Below are 19,879 nucleotides of genomic sequence, written 5' to 3'. Positions count from 1 at the left end.
AAAGTATGGGGGATCGATCTTTGAGCGAAGCCACTGCCGAGGAGCAGGATCCGACCGAGCATCAGGTAGCAAGTGAACAGCCAGTGCCAGCTTACAGCTGGTACGCGCTAAGTGTGCTTGTACTGATTTACGTGCTGAACTTTATCGACCGGCAGATCCTGTCCATCCTTGCCAACGATATCAAAGCAGATCTGGGCGTTGATGACGCGTATCTCGGCTTCTTGTACGGCACCGCATTCGCCATTTTCTATGCGCTTTTCGGAATTCCGCTGGGTAAGTTGGCCGATAGCTGGAAGCGGGTGCGTTTGATGACGCTTGGCTTGTCGCTGTGGTCTGCGATGACTGCTGTGTCAGGCTTTGCCCGGGATACCGCAACTTTGACGGTCGCAAGGATCGGCGTGGGTGTGGGCGAGGCGACTGCGAGCCCATCGGCATATTCGCTTATTTCGGACTGGTTCCCCGCTCGGCTCCGTGCAACCGCGCTCGCGATTTACTCGTCGGGATTATATATCGGCGGGGGAATTTCACTCGCAATCGGCGGGGTGATCGTGGACAATTGGAACCGGATTTACCCAGAAGGCGACCCTTGGTTCGGCCTCGCCGGCTGGCAGGCCGCCTTTATCGCGGTAGGGATGCCAGGATTGTTACTGGCTGTTTGGGTATTTACATTGAAAGAGCCGGTTCGAGGCGCAATTGACGGGCTTGAAACACCTGAAGATCCCCATCCATTTAGAGGCTTCGTCCAAGAACTCTATACAGTCATTCCGGGCTTCACATTTTTTGGTGCGGCCGCACGCGGCGCGCAGGCGCTCGCTATCAATATAGCAATTTTCTTTTTTGCGTTAGTAGCCGCGGCAATCATTACGCATTTGCTCGATTCCGGTGAGGGCGTGATAGTTGCTGGGCTCGGCTCTCTGCTGGGCGTTTCGCTCCTTCCGGTTACCGACCAATGGTTTCTGCTGGGGATCGGATATTATGCCGTTTTTTGCTGGGCTAGCGCGTTGCGCAAGCGAGACTATCCGACCTTCGCTCTGACTTGGGGTTCGCCAGCGTTCCTGTGCACCATTCTGGGGTACGGCACCGTCGCGTTCATGGCGTATTCGGCATCATATTGGGGAGCACCCTATGCCGAGCGCATCTTTGACGTTTCCAAAGCAGAGCTTGGCTTTTGGCTTGGCGGTGGCGGAGCCGCTGGAGGCTTTCTCGGCGTCATACTTGGGGGGCGCATGGCCGATTACCTATACACGCGCACGCAAGGCGGGCGCATCTGGGTGGTATTGTTCGGTCTGCTCAGTCCTATTCCGTTCGCAATTGTTCAATACACAACCGAAAGCTGGACGCTTTTCTTGTTGTTGAATGTGGTCGTAGGCGCTCTTGCTGCCTCTGCCTTGGGCGCGGCAGCGGCAAGTAGCCAAGCGCTAGTTTTGCCACGGATGAGGGGAACCGCGACCGCCACATTTTTCTTGGCAACAACATTAGTGGGCTTGGCACTTGGGCCGTACACGGCTGGCTACGTTTCGGCTCAAAATGATGGCGACCTTAGCCGCGGAGTGCTCGCCACGCTCTGGATCACCCCTATCGGTCTCTTGCTGTTAACCGCGGCCTTGCGATTGGTGCCGAAAGCTAATGCGACCGTGGTGGAGCGAGCCAATGCAGCAGGTGAGCCGGCAGTGGCAACTAACCCGGCTTAGCCTTCTGGAGACTGAACTACACCGCATGCAATTCGCGGGCCTGCAGCGCCGGCAGGATCGGTGAGATAGTCGTCCGGTCCAGCGTGTAGCATCACCGCAGTGCCGTCTTCGTCGAAGATCACAGATGGCAAATCTTGAAGCGTGGTTTCAAGCAGGACTTCGGTATTGACTGAACCTGTTTCATCGACGCTGATATTCGGTAAATCACCCAGATGCTGGCCACCATCGCTAAGGGCGCCATGAGTGTGCCCTTCGGGATTAAGATGACCGCCCGCTGAGGTGAAATCGGCTGCGGAACAGTCTCCTACAGTGTGCAGATGAAACGCCTTTTCTCCAGGTTCCAAGCCGGTCGCTTTTAGTTTCAATTCAATGCCGCTGGTCACTTTCTGCATCTCTACGGTCCCGAGCGTGGCGCCATTGGGTCCCACCATATCTGCAGTGCCAAACAAGACATTTGTGGGTGCCTCGCTCGGATCGGGTAGTGTCGCCTGATCAGCTGTCCCACATGCGGCGAGTGTGGATGCCACCGAAGCGAGTGCGAAGAGTTTTGGATAAGTAGCCATCAAAGTTCCTACCGGTTCTGGAGGTTAAAACGAAAAAGGGGCCGGATTACTCCGGCCCCTCAATCTTGTCAGAGCGTGAAGCTCAAACTTACATGCCCGAACCCGGACCGTAAGTCACTTCGACACGGCGGTTCTGCAGTTCGCGAACACCGTCTGCAGTTGGCACACGCGGCTGCGATTCGCCGAATGCTTCGCTGCTGATCCGGCCATCCGGAATTCCGCGGCCCGTGAGGTAATCACGTACCGAAGAGTTGCGGCGTTCTGCCAGACCCATGTTGTAGGTAACGCTGCCGGAACGGTCGGTGTGACCAGCCAGCATGACGTTTGCCGTACCGCAGTTTGCATAAGCTGTGACTGCGTTGTTGAGGATCGTCGCAGCCTCTGCCGTGATCGTCGACTCATCGAAATCGAAGAAGACAATATACGGGCCAGTGTTGCACGGCGGCGGTGGCGGCGGCGCAGGTGGCGGCGGCGGTGGCGGCGGTGGTGGCGGCGGTGGCGGTGGTGGCGGTGGTGGCGGCGGAGGCGGTGCTTCACCACCGAAGTTGTAAACGATCGAACCCAGGATCGAGTGCGTGCTCAGATCGGTTTCGAGCGAGTTGCCAAGTGTGTCGAGAATTTCGACATTCTCAGCATTGAAGTAGCGATACTTCAGTCCGACATCCCAGCTATCGCTAAGCGGCGCGCGGACACCCGCGAGAAGCTGCCAAGCAAGACCCGTATCAGAGTCATCGAAGACCGGAGCGAGGTTCGAGAAGAAGTTCGCGTCGACGTCAACGCGAGCCACACCGATACCGCCGCCAGCAAATGCCTGAATGCCGTCATCCGAACCGAAGTCGAAAAGGCCGTTCACCATAAAGCTGAGAGCGTTGAACTCCCCGGAAGCTTCAGCAGTAGTTCCTGCAGCAACCTGAGTCGGCACTGCGGCGCCGTAAAACAGCTGCTCAGCATCTGCTGCGCGGTAGCTGGCTTCTGCTTCGAGGCGGAAAGCGCCGAAATCATAGCCGACAAGACCGCCGAAGTCGTAACCGGTGTCATACTCGGACGTAGCATCTGCTGCGCCGTCGTTCACATCAAAATCGATGTCTTCAACAACCATCACGCCACCATCACCCTGAATGTACCACTGGCCTTCGCGAGCCGTGGCAGGTGCAGTTAGCGCCGTCGAAGCCATCGCCATACCAATGACGAATTTACGCATTCTAATAATCCCCTTTTATATCGGATTGAGGCACACTGCGTCTCTAACTTCCCGATAAAAAGGTGGCAAGCAAACATTGCATTCAAACTGTTGCAATAATGCCGCTATCGTGCATTTGACGCAAAAAAATGACCAATTCAATCAATTCAAGGACCTAAGAACCCGAAAATTCAATTTTGAATTGAAATGCAGCTTAGGCGAAAAGTCCGATTTCTCTAAGCTCCGACACGATCTCTTGGATTGCTGTTCGCGCTTCGGTGTCGACAGTGGCGCCGCCCGATGGTGTGTTCGGGGCAGAAGCCGCCAGCCACCCGGATTTGAATATCTCAAAGCGATTTTCCGCCACGTTAAAGATCATCATCCCTTCGCTTTGAACGATGAAATGCCACGTCCCTCCAATCATGATGGCGAGATTGTCTTCTCTTCCCGACCAGCCACCCAATGCAGGTGCTGTGACCCGGTAGCATTCACCTTCGTCCGCTGCGGCAGGCGGTTCATTTCGCGCGCTTTCCACCGCGTGTCTGGTCAGACCGTCTATCATAGCAAATGATTGATTAATGAAGAATTCTTTCTGGGCCTGTCCTGCGAAAAGTAGTGGCAAATTGAAATGCGCTGTCGTTGATGGGAACATGGAAGTGTCGGTCATGAATGACCTCCTTTAAGTCAGACAAGATTTGCAAGAACGAGAGGTGAAGATTGCGCGTAGGTGCCAATCTGTCTCACCCACAAAGCATCAGGGCCGAAGCTCGTCGTAAGCGCTGATTGTGCCGCCTCGCTCAATTCGAAAGTTGGCTGTTCGGTTTCCCAAATCTGATACGGATTTGAGGTTGGTCCATAACCAACAAGGTAGCGTTCGGTATTTTCTATCAGCGCAACTTCGCCAATTTGGTCCCATTGCCACTGCCCTCTTGCTCTGCGTGTCCAGCGGAATTGGACCGTATTGCCTGGCAACAAAGCCGATCGTGCATGAACGGGAGCAGGTGGCCGCCGCGAGAGCCCCGAATTCTTAAGCGTGGCATAAACAGGTTGTTCGTCTCCGCGGCCGATTGCGGCGATCCGCGTCGTTTCGCTGGATGGAACTTGCAAATGATTCAGCACTGTAAGGCTTTCATCAATCAGGACTACAGGCGCCCCCGGCGCATGACCCGCCGCAGCCAAGTCCTCGGTGCCGCCGCGCCCGCGCAGCAATCCTGATAGTTTCCAGAGCGTCGCCGTTTGCTTCTCAGCCTTCAAAAACTGGATGATTTCGCCTGCAACCGTGACCTTGTTGGCACCATTCGCAAGACCAATGAGGTCGGTATTTTCGAATGCGAGGTCACTTTCAGGCAGGGTAACAAGTAGATACGCTTCTGGTTCAAAATACCTGCTGCCCGACGGATTAAGCTGCCCGCCAAGTGCTCCGATTACGCTTCGCTGCCTTCCGGTTGTGCCAACCGGGACGAGTGCGGTACCTTGCTCGATATACAGCGCCGCGCCGCTCCAGCTTGAATTCACCGCGCCCGCTGCTGCAAATATTTGCGGTATATTGACGTCGCCCGATCCGTCTGGCGGAAGCTCAAACACAGCCAATTCGGTAGCGGGGGCGGCAACATCGACTGGCGCAATCGTGGTGCCAGCATCTCCGCCGACGACAGTGCTGGTGGTAGGCGCCACCCTTTCAAGGCCGAGCTCAATTCCCCGGTCAAACCATTCCCAGTTTTTAACGAGCCAGTTGCCCGGCGATCCGGGCAATTTCACGATACTTCCCGGCCGGATCTGCGGGTTCAATTCTCCGACTCTCCAACTGACTTGCTCCCGCCGCCAACGTGATCGGCTGGCGGTGCTGTTAGCCAGCTGTTTCGCGCCATCGGCGGTCAATGTGGCGGGCAGATCAATTGATTGTTCACGGCCGGTATTACGCCGACCGACGGCCCGTTGGACGCCAGGCTGATAATCGCGGTCCTCATCGTAATAGCGAAGAGCAATCGATCTGCCCGCCTCCTGGTCTGCGCGCTGTTTGTGGCGCGATGCTGCTTCTTCGCTATCATCTTGCGAAAGCTGTTCAGGAAGCATCATGACCGTTTCCGGAAGAACATCCTTACTGGCGAGGTTTAAGCCGCCATCGGCTACTACACAGGCCAATGGATAGACCCGATCAATTGCCGCAAGCGAATAGGCCAGCGAGCCGCCTTCATCGGCAAACCCGCGTGCAAAATCAAGGCTTTGCCCGCCATCGGAATTCACAGTCTTCGGCACGATTTCGCCAAGCGATACGTCCGCTGAGTTTTTTGCGAATACCTCGAAAGTCAGTGCCGGTATCCGGTTGCCGAAATCGCCGAGTTGCAGGTCTTCGAACACGACGTAGGCTGTGTCCCTAAATGCAGGAGCCAGCTCGCCTTTGTCAGCGGCGATGACCGGGTCAACCGATGCGAGGCCATCGCCGAGATAGGTGCGCATTTGCCCTTCGACCTTGAGGTCGCCTGCGCTTCCCCTGAGCAGGTTGCCGTCCGCCCATATCCGTCCGATGCGTGCGATTGGTGTGCTGGAAAGCGCCACGGCGAATGAAACAGAATACGTGTATGTAGTTGTGGAGGGGCTGCCTTTGCCGCCGCCCTGTTTCTGGGACTGTTCGGCCAAATCGGTCGACCAGATCACAGTGCCCGCCACCCGCATGCGGCCGAATATTCGCGGAATCGGCTGACCATAGCTGGATGTGGTTACCGAAAGCTCCGAAAGCCGCGCACCTTCCCGAGCGCCGCCGCCGAAAATCTCACCATCCACCTGACGCCCGATCAGGCCGCCAATTGCGCCTCCTATCGGTCCGCCCAGAGCTGTGCCGACCGCAGTCAAAAGCAGTGTCGCCATAACGCTATCCTTTCAATTTCATGGAAGCCGCCAGATTTGCACCGGGTCAGGCAAGCTGATGCGCGACTGGCAAACCACGCGCCGCAGTCCGGCATGCGCGTGGATGATGCCCGCTCGATTGTCGGCGATTGCAATGTGATATTGGGCAGGTCCGGGCGATGTTAACAGCACGTCTCCAGCCCTCACCGTTCCCGTGACGGAAACGAAGCCAGATTGCTGCGCGCAACCGAACAGATGCGTGACGCCGCTATTGCGCAGCCCATAGTTAACGGGAAGTCCATGATCGCGCCCGATAGCATTGAGGCTCACGGCGAGAAGGCCAATGCAATCCAGGCCCGTGACCGGGTTTCTTCCGTGCAGTCTGAACCGGCACCCTTCGAACGTCGCAGCCGCCATGGCCAGATGGTGGCCGCTGGCGAGAGGTGCGATCATCCCAACCCCTGGCCGTAACGCGTCAAAAGATCATTGCCCGGCAAAAAGGGTTCGCCGCGAAAATTTGCAGCGTTGGCAAATCGCGCGCTGCATGTTTGCAAGGTGTGATCACAGCCTTCTCTAACCTGCGCGCGGGTTCCGGCGGCGGTGCCTGCCGCGATTGAACGGTCGAGCGTAAACCACCCAGCCTCGTGCGCGATTATGGAGAAAGGCAAACCTGTTTGAGGGCCGCCAAGAAAGCGCACTTGCCCATCAACAAAGTCAGAGCCGGTTGCCGTTTGGAATTGCACCCGGTTCAACTCGATATCGACGGCAGCCAACGCATCGGTTCGAGTGAAAAGCCGTGATGAGATGCCGCAGCCAGGGCCGCAAAATTCTGCCCTGCAAGTTGGACTTGTCCTGGGCACCAGATCTTCTTCAAGTATGCGTTTGGCCGACTTCAGTTCAGCTTTGAACCCGCGCGTGTCATCTTCGATCTGCCCAAGCTCGCCGCTGAAAATGATGTGGTTTTCCAGCGTCTCCCAAGCGACTGCTCCGATCTCGATTTGGGCGGCATCGAACAGTCCAGCCTCCAGATCCATTTGGCTGATTGACGAATGCGAAAGCGCGCCTTCGACCTCTGCACTGTCATCGCTAAGGTCGGAAGTCATTCGGATCGCTGCTGGCACCATGCCTGGCGCAGCTTTGTGCACCATCCCATCGAATGCCAGGTCGCGGTCATGGCTGGTGAAGGCGAACAGCATTCCGTCCCGCCGATAGACCCGCCAGAATGTCGCGACTGTATCGAGGCTTCGACCAAAGAACGTGCGCATTACGCAGTTTCCCGCAATTCTATCAGCGGGATGCTGGGTGCCTCGCCAGCTTCGAAGTTCACACCGTTAATGTCGATTCTGTCCTCCGCAAATCGCACTGGCACGTCAAACAGGAAGCCGGCCCTGATCTCCGCGCCAAACGGGGGCGCCGCATCAAGCTGCAATCGCCCGAACGCGCCCAGCGTCCAGTCCGAAATCGCTTGGCCCGCAACACTGACGACCAACGTTTCAGGCCGGACGCGGGTGATGAAACGCGTCTGCGGATCGCCGACAGTCCCGTAGGTTTTCAGCAATTGGAAATCGGCTGTAGCGCCGTCGCCGATCCCGATCAGCTGGTCGAGCATTGTAGGCGTGCCTGTCATTGCATTAGTGCTGTGGTCAAACGGATCGCTAATCTTGAAACCCCGGGCAGGACCTCTGCGCGCCCGGAAGAACGCAATCAGTTCGGCTAGCTCGTTTTCCGACCGTATGCCCGGCCCCACATCGAAATGGATGCGGGCATCGGACCAAAGCGAATTGCGCTGTTCATGCCCGGATGCCGTGACCGAAACTGATGTAGAAAACTCTGGCGCGACAGCGGTGTTGCGGCCCAGCGCAAAGGGGTAAAGCACGTCATCAAACGGTTCCATGGCATCCTCATTATTGGAAAGCAGGCGGGTGTATCCATCGCGGTTGACCTGCGGCAGCGCCCAGACATATCGACGCGGGATCCCGCGGGCGGCCGCTTCGTCCAGCGCATTGTCGATCCGCGTCCAGAATGGTTCGGCATCTTCTTGGTTGAGGACAAAACCTGATAGATAGTCCTGATCTTCTGCAGCATAGCCGAGCCGATTATCGACGAAGGTATATGCGGCGCGTCGCAGCGCGTCAGAGCCAGCCGTCAGCCAGTCATAATCTTCGAGTTGTAACCGGTCGAAAGCGGGCGCTGCCCATCCTTCGGGGAGGTTTGCCCGGTATTGATCGGGCGTTTCCTGATCGAGGATGGTCGGCGTAAACGCCAGCAGCAGCACCTCCGCAGTGCCGTTTGCAGCCTTCCTGATGGATGAAGTCAGGTCGGCGGTTGATTGAGCAAGCAGGGCGCCAGCCGCATCAAGCAGCGCAGTCTGTGCTGCATCCATTTCGTCCCGTAGATCGTCAATCCGAACCGGCTGTCCGCCTAACGCCGCTTTCGCAGCATCGTCGTAGAGGCAGATTTGCTTTTCCGGCGTCACCCACCACCAGGGCTCTCCGATCTGCATGCGAACTGGCAGTTCGGCAGATTCCAGAAGGGCGACAAATCGCCCGGCGCTTGTCTGAAGCCATGCCATCGCCTCTGGGTTTGCCGGGCTTAATAACGTTGAAGGCGGCTCCCAGCCTGTCAGGGCCGGGTCGCCTGAATACGTCCTCTGCTTCCAGCTTTCCGGGCAGTATTCGTCAAACAACTCGTATGAGATTGACGCGATGACTTCGAAATCTGCGGCCTTTGCATTTCGGAAAAAGGTGATCGTCCAAATCAGCGCGGGCAGGCACAGCTCTGCATCCGGTGCGGCTTTCAATTCGCCAGAAGCCTGCCTCTGAAGCCGCATGAAGTGGCTCATGCCCACATAATGGACGATATCATCACGGTAACCGAGCCCGATCAGGTTACGGATCAGGCGTTCGGGTGTCTGGTTGTACGCATCGTCATAAGCGGTGGCCATCCGCTCGCCATGGGGCGGCAGCATGACATCGCCCAGCTCAAGCATGGCGTTCGCCCCATCGACATTCAGGTTCGCCAGCCTGACCGCACCGACCAGCGGTTCGCTTAATGGTTCAGTGCTGCGGGCTTCGTATTCGGGGGCCACCAGAGAGATGAACATCCGGTCGATGTCTCCGGCGTGGATCGGAGTGCCGGGCAGGGCATACCCGCTCTCCAATTCAGAGAATGGAAGCGTTATGCTGGCCGAGGTCGGGGTGCCGACTGCGTAATTCCACAGCCGGATATACCAGGTCTGCGGATTGCCTGCTGCATCGCGCCCTTCGATCGTCAGCGTCGGTCCATTGGGCTGGTCCAGTTCCATTACGCCTGTAGAGCGCCAATCAAATGTCAGCACGGTGTTGGAATAATCACGGCTCGTTTCATAGGCGAGCAGCGGGTGGTCCCACGCATCGACGCTGTCCCAGATTACACCGACCAGTTCACCTTTGTGATGCAGCTCGACATCGACCCGCAAGACGTTTTCACCGAACGCCGTGGCCGCGGCCATCGCGGGACGCGGGAAATCAACCGTCCAGAAACGCGCGTCGAAACGCTGCATGTATGAGGATTCCTGCCCGCGGCGTTCGCGGGCCAGCCAGAAAGCCATATAATGCTCCTTTGATCAGCTGTCTTGAAGAGCGCGGCGCACTGCGCTGGCAACCTGGCGCGATGACCGGCGCATTGCCACGGGCGCACTGGTTCCGCGCGGTGCGGCAAGCTGGATCGCAACTTTCACATCGCGCCTTCCAGAAACGAGAGTGCCGTTTGGCTCCACCTTTCCGGCGCTGGTGGGCACGAACAATTCGGGACCATTTTCGCCAACCAGATAGCCGCGGCCCGGAGAAACAGGGCCGCCTGTCGCCCTGCCGGGCAAGCCAAGCAAGGCACCGATGCCTTGCCCAAACAGCCCGCCAAGCCCGCCGCCAGAACCGCCGAAGATCGAATCGAGCCCATTGCTCAGCGCGTGCGAAGCGATCTGGTCGAGCGCGCTCATCGCCACGTTTTTCAGGTCGTCAAAGCCGAGGCTGCCCTGTCTGATTGCGGAAAGCAGTCCGCGTTCCAGAACAGAGCCAGCTTTGTCGAATCCATCAAGCAGCGACGTGTCGAGAGAGCCGCGCATCTTGTCCAAATCGGCGGAAAAACCGTCTGTGGTTGCGCGCACGTCAACCACGAGTTCGTCGAAAGTGTCATTCATTGGCATCGCGCTCCATCAGGGATTGGATTAATTCTCGGCTTGGCGCAGAGGTCGCCGCGCTGCCTGCTGGATCGCCCAGGGACATCACGAGTTCAGCGGGAGTGGCTTGCCAGAAATCAGCCGGTTTCCAGCCGAGCACACGGGCGGCAATTCCGCACCATGCGCGGGCATCGCTGGCAAATTGATCCTCGCTCACGTCCTGCCTTGCAGCACCTGCGTGAGCACGGCTTTCACCGGCTGGGTCGCGGCGACTAGGCCGATAGCAAGCACTGCATCACCCACTTCCTTGCGCTCCGGGCGATTGTCCGGGGCGAGGCAATGCCAAATGAGCGCAGCCATTTCGTTCAGGGTCAACGCGCCTTGCGAGGCGCGCTCAACGAAGGCGAATAGCGAACCGAGCTCTTCTTCCGCGCATACAAGGCTTGTGAAATCTGGCCGCAGCACATGCACCGAACCGGCAATGATAAATTCAGCTTCCCCGCGAAGCGGATTGGCGCGCTGGCTCACGCAGGGACCACCGGACCGGAGCTTTCCAGCTGCAGCGTGTAATTGCGCTCTCCATTGTAATCGCCAGCGTAATCCAGACGCTGAACGAGAAAGCGGCCCTGCAATCGCTCGCCGTCCTCAAACGACAATTCGTAATCATCGATCGTTCCGGCAAGAGCGTGCGCTCGCAGCGCGCTTTCTGCTGCGCTGCCAAGAAAAATACCGGCTGCGCTGACCGAAACGGAGCGCGTTCCTGCGCCCGAAAGCAGGTCTCGCCAGCCGCCGGACTGCTTGTGGGTTATGGCGACCGGGTCACCGTTGATCGACATCTGCGTGGTGCGCAGGCCTGCAATCGTGTCATAGACAGGCGGCGTTGCTCCGTCGCCGATTTTGAGCAGGAAGGCTGAGCCGTTTTGGGCTGGCATGGGCTTACTCCGTTAGTGGTTCGAGAATGCGAAAGCGAAATTCCAGCAGCGCACCGCGCCGATTGTTCGGTCGGGCCTCGCTGCGGCCGCGAAGGAACCGGATCGATGCAAGTTCGAAACCGGTCTGGAACACAGGCAATTCGTGAATGCGCCGCTCAATCGCGGCCAGCGCTTGTGCGTTGGCATCGGGTTCATCGGCGCGGCTTTCCAGTTCAAGCGCGATGCGAACCTCGCGCCCCTGTCGGCCCTTGACGCCCCAATCAGCCGAGGCGCTGGCGGCTATGCCAAGCCAGGGGGCGCTTGCTTTCAGGGGCGATTCTTCTTCGATGGAATTGATGGTTTCCAGCGCCGGATCGCTGCGTAGCCAGTCGATCAGACTGGCGCGAAGGTGGTTTTCCATGTCTGTCAGTCCTGTCCGAATGTTGGCCAGAGCGCATCGGCGCTTCGCCAAGGGTGCCTGCCATGCGCAACGGACCGCGCGGCGGATGCCTTGGCCACGGCGAGCCTTTCGGCCTTTGCCCGCAGCCGGTCGGCAAGATCCGCGATGTCCGATGTGGCGCGGATCATGGGCGAGCCATCATGAAAGGCGCAGCTGACGCCACGGGCGCCACAATGCAGCGACGCTGGCAGGCGGCGGGCTGCTGCGCGTCCCGTCGCCCTCCCGGTCGCGGTAGTGATAGGCGGCCATGCGGATCACGCCCTGTTTGAGAGCGCCCGGCATGGTCTGCCAATCGCCCGCAATCCCGGCGACCAGCGAAATGGCGACCAATTGATCAGGCAGACTTCGTTTAAGCTCGAAAGAGGCGCCGCCTGCCGCTTGCAAGGTCACCGTGTAGCTATCCGGGGCAAGCTCGGCGCGGGTTCCGCCTTCTGCGATCGCCTGCACGGACACCACGTTCACAAGTGGCTGTGATGCGAGGGTGCGGCATCCTGCCATGGGCGAGACGCGTTCCTCGACCGTCTGGGCGAGCGGCATCTGTCCGGTAAAGCCTTCGCATATATCCAGGCTTGCGCGCAGCAGGCCGATCAGCAATTCATCTTCATTGGTCCGGGATATGCCGAGCCAGCTCTTGAGGTCCGCCAGCGGTTCTCCCGATACGTCGGCCGCCTGCGTAATTGTCCGCTGCATTGCGGGGTCTCCCAGAATAGTTGAAAAAGTGCACCCGCGCCGCTCTTCGCGGCGGGAGGAATTGCCGCGGGCGGCGCGGGTGCAGGAACCGGCAAGGGAGAAAAGGGGGAACTCAACCTTGCCGGGATCATGTCAAAGCGTAAGGTTTACGCTTCGATTTTAAGCAGCTTGATCGCGTTGGAATCGAGCACTTTGCCGCCCACACGCTTGGTCGCGTAGAAGTGGACGAACGGCTTGTTGGTGAACGGATCACGCAGGACTTTCGTCGCGCTGTGTTCAGCAATCAGATAGCCGTGACGGAAATTCCCGAAGGCGATCGGGAATTCGCTGCTCGCCACATCCGGCATGTCTTCTGCTTCGACCACCGGATAGCCAAGCAGGCGATCCGGCTGACCTTCGACCATGCCCGGCTGCCACAGAAACGCGCCATCGGCAGTCTTGAGCTTGCGCACAGTCGCCAATGTCGCCGAATTCATCACGAAGCTTGCGCCCTGACGGTGGCCCGCTTTCAGTGAATGAATAAGGTCGATCAGCTTCGCCTCTGGCGCAGCATCGAAACCGGCGGCATCGCCCGATCCGATATACTGGATCTGGCCAAAAGCGCGCACGCCGTCTTCGCCGGTGCCGGTCGGGGCGGTAAGGAAACCTTCCGGCTGATCGATCCCGGTTCCGCCCACAAACGCGGCACCTTCTGCGCGGGCAAATTCGATGGCGATCTCATTCGCCAGCCAGCTTTCGATGTCGAAACCGGCGTCATCCAGCATCGACTGGCTCGCAGCGGGGTTGGCATAGAGGTCGCCGCCGGGAGGGGCGATTTCAGCGAAATTCGGAGCGCTCGTTTCGGGACGGCCAGCGGTTTCACTGACCCATCCGGATGCCGTGCCGCCCGTTGCCACCAGCTTGCGATAGCCCGAAGTGCCGGTCTGCACGACCTGCGCAAGCGAGCGGATCGGGCTGATTTCGGCCAGCTCGCGGGCGATCATGGCATCGATCGTCCGGGGCACGGCATAGCCGCCATCGGAAGGGACGGAGCCGTTGATCGACTTCACTTCGGTTTCCCGGCCACGGCGAAGATAGCCGTCAACAAAACCTTTGACCTCTTCGCTTGCTGTCTCACGCGCGCCGCCGATGGCGGGACGCGATGCCGCCCGCGAAACCTTGTCGAGACGGGCTTTGACCTCATCGACATCGGTTCGCAGACCGGCAATCTCTTCGTCTGCCTTGTCCTGCCGGGCAACCAGATCGAAACTTTGCTCCATCGGGTCTGCGGGCTTGGCAGAACCGGTGGTCACGGTGTTTGGGGTAACAGTGATATCCATAGGGTATCGGGCCTTTCTTTCGGGCATGAAAAAGGCCGCCCCAAGGGCGACCGGTGGGTGCTCAAATGAGCAAGGGTCAGGCGACGAGGTGAACCCGCGCGCCGTGTTGCAATGGGTGAGTGACGAGGCTCACTTCAAAGAGGTCGATTTCATTCAGTTCGCGTCCCGCATCGGTCACACGCGAAAGCCGGGCGCGGTAGCCAAAGCTGAGGCCGCTCACCGTGCGTTCCATCAGCATCCGTGCAGCGCGGCTTTGGGGCCGATCAATGCGGGCGACAACGCGCAGCCCGCGCTCGTCCTCCGTGACGCTTTCGATCTCTCCGATCTGCTGTTCGGGGCGATGCTGCCAAAGAAGCGGTAGCGGGGCGCTGCGCCGCGACAGGGTTTCGGCAAAAGCGCCCTTTCGGATCATATCGCGGTCAGCATCGGGCACATCGAACAGACCGGCATATCCGGCAAACCGGATGGGCTTCGTATCGGTCATAGCAAGTCCCACACACCGGCGCGCACCGCGATACCAATCAGCAGCATCGCCAAAACGGCGCGGATGGCCCAGTCGATCATCGCTTTCCAAGCGGAGGATTTCGCCTCGCGCCACGCGCCAAGCAATTCGCGCAGTTCGCCCAGATCATCCTCCGCCCCCGCATCGGCAAGGCCCATCCGGCCCAGCGCACGATCGGCAGCCAGCTCGCTCGTCTCCTCGATTATGGCCCGCAGTGTGGCGGTTTCTGCGCCTTCCTTGCTGGCCTGCATCATCAGGCTGGCAATTACGTCGGAGCGGTTCATTGCGCCTCTCCCTCTGCCGCAAGGCCAAGCATCGTTCGTTTTTCAGCAGGCGAGAGGAAATCCGCATCCGACACCTGTTTCCAGAGCCGTTCGCGGTCCTCCGAAAGAGCAGTGACCTGATCGAGATCGACCGACAGGCTGGCCTCGGGAAACCACGGGGTTAGCCCCTCCTGAATGGCGGAGAACAGCTTGGCCGCGAGCGGCAAAAGCGTAAGCCGCCACAGCGCACGATTGGCCTCGCGGTAATTTGAATAGGTGTTGTCACCCGGCAGACCGAGCAGCATGGGCGGCACACCGAATGCCAGCGCAATTTCGCGCGCGGCGGCGCTTTTAAGCGTGGCAAAATCCATGTCCGCCGGGGTCAGCGCCATGCTTTGCCATGTGAGTCCGCCCTCCAGCACCATTGGCCGGCCCGCATTGACCGCGCCCGAATAGGCCATCTCAAGCTCTCGTTTCAGGCGGTCAAACTGATCCGTGGTCAGGTTTGCACCGTCATCGGCATCATACACCAACGCGCCCGATGGCCGCGCAGCGTTTTCCAGCAAGGCGCGGTTCCATTCGGCGGCGGCATTGTGGATCATTATGGCCTGATGCGCGGCCTCGAGAGCGCCCGCACCGTAATGATCCTCCAGTGGATGCATGGTCTTGATATGGATGATGCCGGGCCAGCCATCTTCATCCTCAACCGGGATGCGGATTGCGTCTCCGGCGACGGTGTATTCATATGCGCATGGCCAGCCATCGCTTCCGGCAATGACCTTCACGCGGTCCGGGCGCAGGGCGAACAGTTCCACCGGACGGCCCGCTGCATCCTTGATTATCTGCACATATCCGTTGCCGTGCAGCAGGAGGTGCGCGGCCAGCGTTTCCAGCAGCGGTTGGCCTGCACTGGTGGCGGCGACCAATGCTTTCAGCGCATCATCGCCCGCCGACAGCGGAGCCTGTCCCACGCCCTCTGCCACAATGCGCACGGCGCGCTGGGCAATCGGATTACTTAGAAAACCCGTGCGCACCGCGCGGTCATAATCGTAAGCAGGCGCCCGCCCGCCGCCGTCAAAAGCCGAAGAATATGCAGCAAAATGATGCGGTGAGAGCGGCATGCGGTTTGCCTCCCCGCTTTTAAAGGCGGAGAGCAGTGTTTCGAACAAAGCCATAGCTGTTCCTTTGTTAAGGCAAATGTCAGGGCGGAATGCCCGTCAGATCGTGCGCACGCTGGGGACAGCGGCAGGGTTGAGCATCAATTCAGAAAGCGCCCAGACAAGCGCATCGGCACGGTCGGGACTGCGGCCCGGTCCGGCATAATCGCCGCCAACCATCAATCCGCACATCTGGTCTTCGAGCTGCGGAAACAGCCCGCAATGTTTCACCCGGCCAGAGGCGTAGAGGGCCGCAATCGGCTCGGCCCGCGCCGTTTTGCCGCGGGTCGCGTGGACAAGTTTTACGGGCAGGGTGCTTTGCGCAGCCCGCAAGACCGCCTCGACCATAGCGCCGCCCTGATTGGCTTCGGCGATGACGCGGTCGGCCTTCCAGTCATTGGCTGCACGGGCGACAGCGGCCGCCCATTCGCTGGGCTGGGCCTTTGCAACCGAACAATCAGCGAGCACGCGGCCATGCCCGTCGTCACCCATGGCGGCGACCACGATGCCGCAATCATCCCCGGTGCTGGATGCGGGCGGATCGACCGAGACGACAATCCGGCGGTCCTGCGGCCGGGCACCGCGTTCACGGCATTGCTCGATCAGCGATCTGCTCCACAAAGCGCCTTCGATATCGGTGACAAGCTCGCCGCCGATTTCCTGCCGGGCGAGCTGGCTACCTGCATATTCGCTCTCCATCGCGTCCAGGAACCTGCGCGGCAGGTTGCTGGCATTGTCATAGGTCGAACCGCGCGAAACCACGGTCGAGGCGGCACCTTCCTGTCGCAGTAAACGCTGCACCAGCGGAACCGCGCGCGGCGTCGTCGTGACCGTTACGCGCGGATCGCTGCCGAGCCTGAGGCCCATCATCAAATTGTCCCAGCACCGTGAAGCGCGCTCGTGAGAGAGCGGCCACTTGCCGATCTCGTCACACCACGCATGGCTGTGCTGCGGCCCACGAAGGCTTTCTGGTTCCGCTGCGGAAAACAGCTGTGCCTGCGCGCCATTGGGAAATGTCAGCCGCCTGAGGGACGGTTCGAATACAGGCTCGCGGTCGGGCGGGCAGCAGGCGAGGATGCCGCTTTCCCCCTCGACCATGACAGAACGTGCTTCGGCCAGTGAGGACGAGATCAGCGCAATGCGCGCTGCAGGGTGGCTATCTGCGATAGTGCGGACCCATTCCGACCCGGCGCGGGTCTTTCCAAACCCGCGCCCGGCCATGATTAGCCAGATGCGCCAATCACCCGGCGGCGCGAACTGGGTCTCGCGGGCAAAAAATTTCCAGTGGTAGAGAAATTCATCACGTTCGGCGGTGTTGAAGGATTGAGCGAGCCGATCAAATTCGTCCGGGCCGGCTTGCGCCAGCCAGTCGAGCTTTTCGCTCATTGATCTTTGGCCTCATCGGCTGCTGGACGGCCTGCGCTCTGCCGCAGACGCAGCCGAATGTCCTCTACTTTGCGGTCGATGGATGCCCGCACTTCTGCCGCGCTTACATTGCGCATTTCAGCCTGAGCGCGCGCGGCGTTGTCACGGTGCGCATTGAGCAGGCGGATCGCGTTGGCGAAATCGTATTTGTCCGCTGCATCTGTCTGCTGGTCACCTTCGCGAAGGCGGCGGAGCACTTCCATTTCCAGATGGACATACCCCTCCCACAAGGCGGCGAGCCACTGCCTTGCAAATTCCGGCTCTTCGCGGCGGACCTTGTAGGCGCGGCTGGTGTTGACCCCGGCTTTGCGTGCGGATTCCGAAACGTTTGAACTTTCGGCGAGGTAATCCAGAAACAAGCCGCGCCAATGACGGTTCAGCCGCGCGGCTTCTCCTTCTTTGAACTGGCGTTTAATTTCGGTGCGCTGTTTGCCCTTGGCGGCCATCGTTCTTCTCCGTTGCAGGCACAAAAAAGGCAGCGTCCCGGAGAGGGAAGCTGCCTGCTGGCGACTCGGTATTTTTCGACTATGCCCCTTACTAACCAAAGAGCGTGACGATGTCAATACAAAAGTGCCAAATAGGTTATATAATGGCTGTTGCGCCTGCAAAGCCCCTCGCTTAAGCGTGCGCGCTCATACGGAAGAAGGGCTTTCGAATTCATGGCTTGGCTGCGCGCGCTCTACAATTGGACCATGGATAAGGCAGCCCACCGGCAGGCGCCCTACTGGCTCGCATTTTTCTGCTTTATTGAATCCAGCTTTTTCCCGATCCCGCCGCATCCCCTGCTTGGCCTGATGTGTCTTGCGCAGCCGAAAAAGGCGCTGAAATATGCGGCCATAGCCACGGTCTCGTCGGTGCTGGGCGGTCTGCTCGGCTATGCTATCGGATATTTCCTGTATGAGGCTGTGGGTGCCTGGATGCTGGGCGCGCTGGGCCTCACCGAAAGTTTTCCCGTCGCGGCATGTTATATCCGCGATCAGGGCGCAGCGGCAGTATTCCTGGCGGCAGGAACGCCGATTCCGTTCAAGCTGATGACAATTACGGCAGGCTTCATCGAAATGGATTTGCTGACGTTCCTGGGCGCAGCGATTGCGGGCCGGGCGCTGATTTTCATGGTGGTCGGGGTGCTGTTCCAGATCTTTGGCGCGCCGATCAAGCGGGTGATTGATCAATATCTGGGCACGGTGACGACGATCTTCGTGGTGCTCGTTGTCGCAGGGTTCGTCGCGATGACGCAGCTGGGCGGCGGCGATGATGAAGCGTCAGACAACCGCTGCGACAGCGTAACCAGCATCGAAGATATCGCTGCGGACTAAGACCCGGCCGGCATCATTTGCTTTCCTGCGTTACTTCAAACAGTTCGCCGTCGCTGTCGAGCAGGTAGAAAAATGTTGATCCGACGCCCGCGCCATAACCGACAATCGAGCCGATCTCGCCCGCGTCAGGGACAAAGTCCTGCGTTTTGTTCTCAAACACATTTGCCGAGTGTCTGAAACCATTATTGAGCGTGCTGGTCGGGATCGAGAAAATGGTCCCGTTAACATCGAAGAAAACATAAGCATCTCCGAACGCCGGGTCGAATTCTTCGCGGAACAATTGACCGGCAATGATGCCGCGCCCCTGATTGCGTCCGTCTCCAATCTCGTAAACAAGAGTCGGACCGTTAACCTGAGCTGGTGCGTCTACGCGCACCTCTTCGGCGCCTTCGTAAAACGGCCAGCCGAAATCAAGTGGGCGCCATTCGGGCCGGAAAATTGTCAATTCATGGCTAACACTCGATCCGCGATCCGCCAGATATGAAAAGTTTCCAGCCAAAGAAAAACCGCCGGGCTGCTGGATACCGTCGCCGATTATCTTGGGCAGCAGCACCACTGATGTCGGGTCCGGAACACTGGCGACAGCATACGGATTGAAGACCCCAAGCTCAAACAGTTTACCATAGCCCGTCGAGGCATCCTGAGCCTCCGTTTGCGTAGGGGCGCCGACTGCAATCATCACCTTGGGCTGATAAATAAAGGATACCGTGGTCGGCTGTGACCAGGGTTCTGCAAGCTTTGTCGATGAAAATGCGCTGCGATCGGCATCGAATGCCTGCAATAACAGCCCCTCGGTCGGGCTGTGGGTGATCATGTAAACACCCTCCTGATAAGTCCTGCCCGGGAATGCGTAACCAATTTCCAGAATATCGCCAGGCAGACGAGAATCGCGAATGAACGTATCCTCCACCAGCGTGTCATTGGTTTGATCAAACCGGAGAACCCGGCCAGATGATTCCGCGATAAGCAGGGTCGGTTCCCCCACGATTTGAGCGATCGCAACGGGATCCTGAATGCCGGTGGCCACGCGTCTTACGACAATCCCCTCGCGATCGTTCTCGACCGTGATGCCAACCGAATAAATTCGGCTTTCCCCGCCTGCTGAAACACGCAGCGAGATTTCATAGACGTTGTTCAAATTTGCATCGACCGGCAGGTCGAAATTCGGATTGCCATTGAACCGCAAATTGCCATTCGCATCCATCACGAACTTATCGGCATCAGCGCCTGAGAAAAGCTCAATCGTTACCGGATCGCCTTGCGGGTCGGAAGCTGTCGCGGTGTAGAATGTCCCGGTCGTGTTTTCAGCCAGCCTTAAGGACGTGCTGGAGGTCAGTGCTGGCGCTGTTTGCACAGGTGGAGGTGTGGGAGATGGCGTAGGCGAAGATCCACCCCCTCCGCA

The 19,879-nt window shown here is 59.0% G+C and carries 23 protein-coding genes; 2 read left to right on the top strand and 21 right to left on the bottom strand.

Going from position 1 to position 19,879, the window contains the following annotated elements:
• Window positions 1-5: 5 nt before the first annotated feature.
• Window positions 6-1,691, top strand: a complete 1,686-nt coding sequence (locus ACGHU1_RS05095) for an MFS transporter (protein ID WP_390584127.1) — start codon at window positions 6-8, stop codon at window positions 1,689-1,691.
• Here ACGHU1_RS05095 and ACGHU1_RS05090 read toward each other — a convergent pair.
• The 20 genes from ACGHU1_RS05090 to ACGHU1_RS04995 all read right to left on the bottom strand — a co-directional run bounded on the left by ACGHU1_RS05090 (window position 1,688) and on the right by ACGHU1_RS04995 (window position 17,607).
• Window positions 1,688-2,254 carry a superoxide dismutase family protein gene (locus ACGHU1_RS05090; protein ID WP_390584125.1) on the bottom strand — a complete coding sequence of 189 codons (567 nt, stop codon included), beginning with the start codon at window positions 2,252-2,254 and terminating at the stop codon, window positions 1,688-1,690. The genes ACGHU1_RS05095 and ACGHU1_RS05090 overlap by 4 nt on opposite strands.
• A gap of 88 nt (window positions 2,255-2,342) precedes the next feature.
• Complete coding sequence (locus ACGHU1_RS05085; protein ID WP_390584122.1) at window positions 2,343-3,455, bottom strand: OmpA family protein; 1,113 nt, start codon at window positions 3,453-3,455, stop codon at window positions 2,343-2,345.
• A gap of 193 nt (window positions 3,456-3,648) precedes the next feature.
• The gene (locus ACGHU1_RS05080) at window positions 3,649-4,101 is read right to left on the bottom strand and encodes a DUF2793 domain-containing protein (RefSeq protein WP_390584119.1); all 453 of its coding nucleotides are present in this window, start codon (window positions 4,099-4,101) and stop codon (window positions 3,649-3,651) included.
• A gap of 17 nt (window positions 4,102-4,118) precedes the next feature.
• A complete protein-coding gene (locus ACGHU1_RS05075; RefSeq protein ID WP_390584117.1) occupies window positions 4,119-6,299 on the bottom strand; it encodes a phage tail protein in 2,181 nt (726 codons plus the stop codon).
• A gap of 18 nt (window positions 6,300-6,317) precedes the next feature.
• Window positions 6,318-6,731, bottom strand: coding sequence for a hypothetical protein (locus ACGHU1_RS05070; RefSeq protein ID WP_390584114.1), 414 nt, complete (start codon window positions 6,729-6,731; stop codon window positions 6,318-6,320).
• Window positions 6,728-7,543 (bottom strand): DUF2163 domain-containing protein, encoded by an 816-nt coding sequence (locus ACGHU1_RS05065; protein WP_390584112.1) that lies wholly within the window; start codon window positions 7,541-7,543, stop codon window positions 6,728-6,730. Before ACGHU1_RS05065 ends, ACGHU1_RS05070 begins: the two co-directional genes overlap by 4 nt.
• Window positions 7,543-9,867, bottom strand: coding sequence for a DUF2460 domain-containing protein (locus tag ACGHU1_RS05060; RefSeq protein WP_390584109.1), 2,325 nt, complete (start codon window positions 9,865-9,867; stop codon window positions 7,543-7,545). Before ACGHU1_RS05060 ends, ACGHU1_RS05065 begins: the two co-directional genes overlap by 1 nt.
• Window positions 9,868-9,882: 15 nt before the next feature.
• On the bottom strand, window positions 9,883-10,455 hold the full coding sequence (locus ACGHU1_RS05055; RefSeq protein WP_390584106.1) for a tail tape measure protein: 573 nt from the start codon (window positions 10,453-10,455) through the stop codon (window positions 9,883-9,885).
• Window positions 10,448-10,651 (bottom strand): phage tail assembly chaperone, encoded by a 204-nt coding sequence (locus tag ACGHU1_RS05050; protein ID WP_390584104.1) that lies wholly within the window; start codon window positions 10,649-10,651, stop codon window positions 10,448-10,450. The genes ACGHU1_RS05055 and ACGHU1_RS05050 overlap by 8 nt, the downstream gene beginning before the upstream one ends.
• On the bottom strand, window positions 10,648-10,962 hold the full coding sequence (locus ACGHU1_RS05045) for a gene transfer agent family protein (RefSeq protein WP_390584101.1): 315 nt from the start codon (window positions 10,960-10,962) through the stop codon (window positions 10,648-10,650). Before ACGHU1_RS05045 ends, ACGHU1_RS05050 begins: the two co-directional genes overlap by 4 nt.
• A complete protein-coding gene (locus tag ACGHU1_RS05040; RefSeq protein ID WP_390584099.1) occupies window positions 10,959-11,366 on the bottom strand; it encodes a phage tail tube protein in 408 nt (135 codons plus the stop codon). Before ACGHU1_RS05040 ends, ACGHU1_RS05045 begins: the two co-directional genes overlap by 4 nt.
• A 4-nt stretch (window positions 11,367-11,370) precedes the next feature.
• On the bottom strand, window positions 11,371-11,766 hold the full coding sequence (locus ACGHU1_RS05035; RefSeq protein ID WP_390584096.1) for a DUF3168 domain-containing protein: 396 nt from the start codon (window positions 11,764-11,766) through the stop codon (window positions 11,371-11,373).
• 5 nt (window positions 11,767-11,771) lie between these two features.
• On the bottom strand, window positions 11,772-11,933 hold the full coding sequence (locus ACGHU1_RS05030) for a hypothetical protein (protein ID WP_390584095.1): 162 nt from the start codon (window positions 11,931-11,933) through the stop codon (window positions 11,772-11,774).
• 10 nt (window positions 11,934-11,943) lie between these two features.
• Window positions 11,944-12,495 carry a hypothetical protein gene (locus tag ACGHU1_RS05025; protein WP_390584092.1) on the bottom strand — a complete coding sequence of 184 codons (552 nt, stop codon included), beginning with the start codon at window positions 12,493-12,495 and terminating at the stop codon, window positions 11,944-11,946.
• Between the two features lie 146 nt (window positions 12,496-12,641).
• Complete coding sequence (locus ACGHU1_RS05020; protein ID WP_390584089.1) at window positions 12,642-13,814, bottom strand: phage major capsid protein; 1,173 nt, start codon at window positions 13,812-13,814, stop codon at window positions 12,642-12,644.
• A gap of 76 nt (window positions 13,815-13,890) precedes the next feature.
• A complete protein-coding gene (locus tag ACGHU1_RS05015) occupies window positions 13,891-14,298 on the bottom strand; it encodes an HK97 family phage prohead protease (protein WP_390584086.1) in 408 nt (135 codons plus the stop codon).
• The gene (locus ACGHU1_RS05010) at window positions 14,295-14,600 is read right to left on the bottom strand and encodes a DUF6127 family protein (RefSeq protein ID WP_390584083.1); all 306 of its coding nucleotides are present in this window, start codon (window positions 14,598-14,600) and stop codon (window positions 14,295-14,297) included. The genes ACGHU1_RS05015 and ACGHU1_RS05010 overlap by 4 nt, the downstream gene beginning before the upstream one ends.
• Window positions 14,597-15,754, bottom strand: coding sequence for a phage portal protein (locus ACGHU1_RS05005; protein ID WP_390584080.1), 1,158 nt, complete (start codon window positions 15,752-15,754; stop codon window positions 14,597-14,599). Before ACGHU1_RS05005 ends, ACGHU1_RS05010 begins: the two co-directional genes overlap by 4 nt.
• 42 nt (window positions 15,755-15,796) lie before the next feature.
• Window positions 15,797-17,122 (bottom strand): DNA-packaging protein, encoded by a 1,326-nt coding sequence (locus tag ACGHU1_RS05000; RefSeq protein WP_390584077.1) that lies wholly within the window; start codon window positions 17,120-17,122, stop codon window positions 15,797-15,799.
• Window positions 17,119-17,607 (bottom strand): hypothetical protein, encoded by a 489-nt coding sequence (locus tag ACGHU1_RS04995; protein ID WP_390584075.1) that lies wholly within the window; start codon window positions 17,605-17,607, stop codon window positions 17,119-17,121. The genes ACGHU1_RS05000 and ACGHU1_RS04995 overlap by 4 nt, the downstream gene beginning before the upstream one ends.
• 213 nt (window positions 17,608-17,820) lie before the next feature.
• Here ACGHU1_RS04995 and ACGHU1_RS04990 point away from each other — a divergent pair, with 213 nt between their 5' ends.
• Window positions 17,821-18,477 (top strand): YqaA family protein, encoded by a 657-nt coding sequence (locus tag ACGHU1_RS04990; RefSeq protein ID WP_390584072.1) that lies wholly within the window; start codon window positions 17,821-17,823, stop codon window positions 18,475-18,477.
• A 13-nt stretch (window positions 18,478-18,490) separates the two neighbouring features.
• On the opposite strand, the gene ACGHU1_RS04985 is transcribed toward ACGHU1_RS04990, so the two are convergent.
• Window positions 18,491-19,831 carry a hypothetical protein gene (locus ACGHU1_RS04985; RefSeq protein ID WP_390584069.1) on the bottom strand — a complete coding sequence of 447 codons (1,341 nt, stop codon included), beginning with the start codon at window positions 19,829-19,831 and terminating at the stop codon, window positions 18,491-18,493.
• Window positions 19,832-19,879: the final 48 nt, after the last annotated feature.

The sequence above is a fragment of the Erythrobacter sp. MTPC3 genome, from assembly GCF_042854385.1.
GTDB lineage: Bacteria > Pseudomonadota > Alphaproteobacteria > Sphingomonadales > Sphingomonadaceae > Erythrobacter.
The sequence above is the reverse complement of the archived record's forward strand: the minus strand, read 5'-3'. Positions and strand labels throughout refer to the sequence as shown.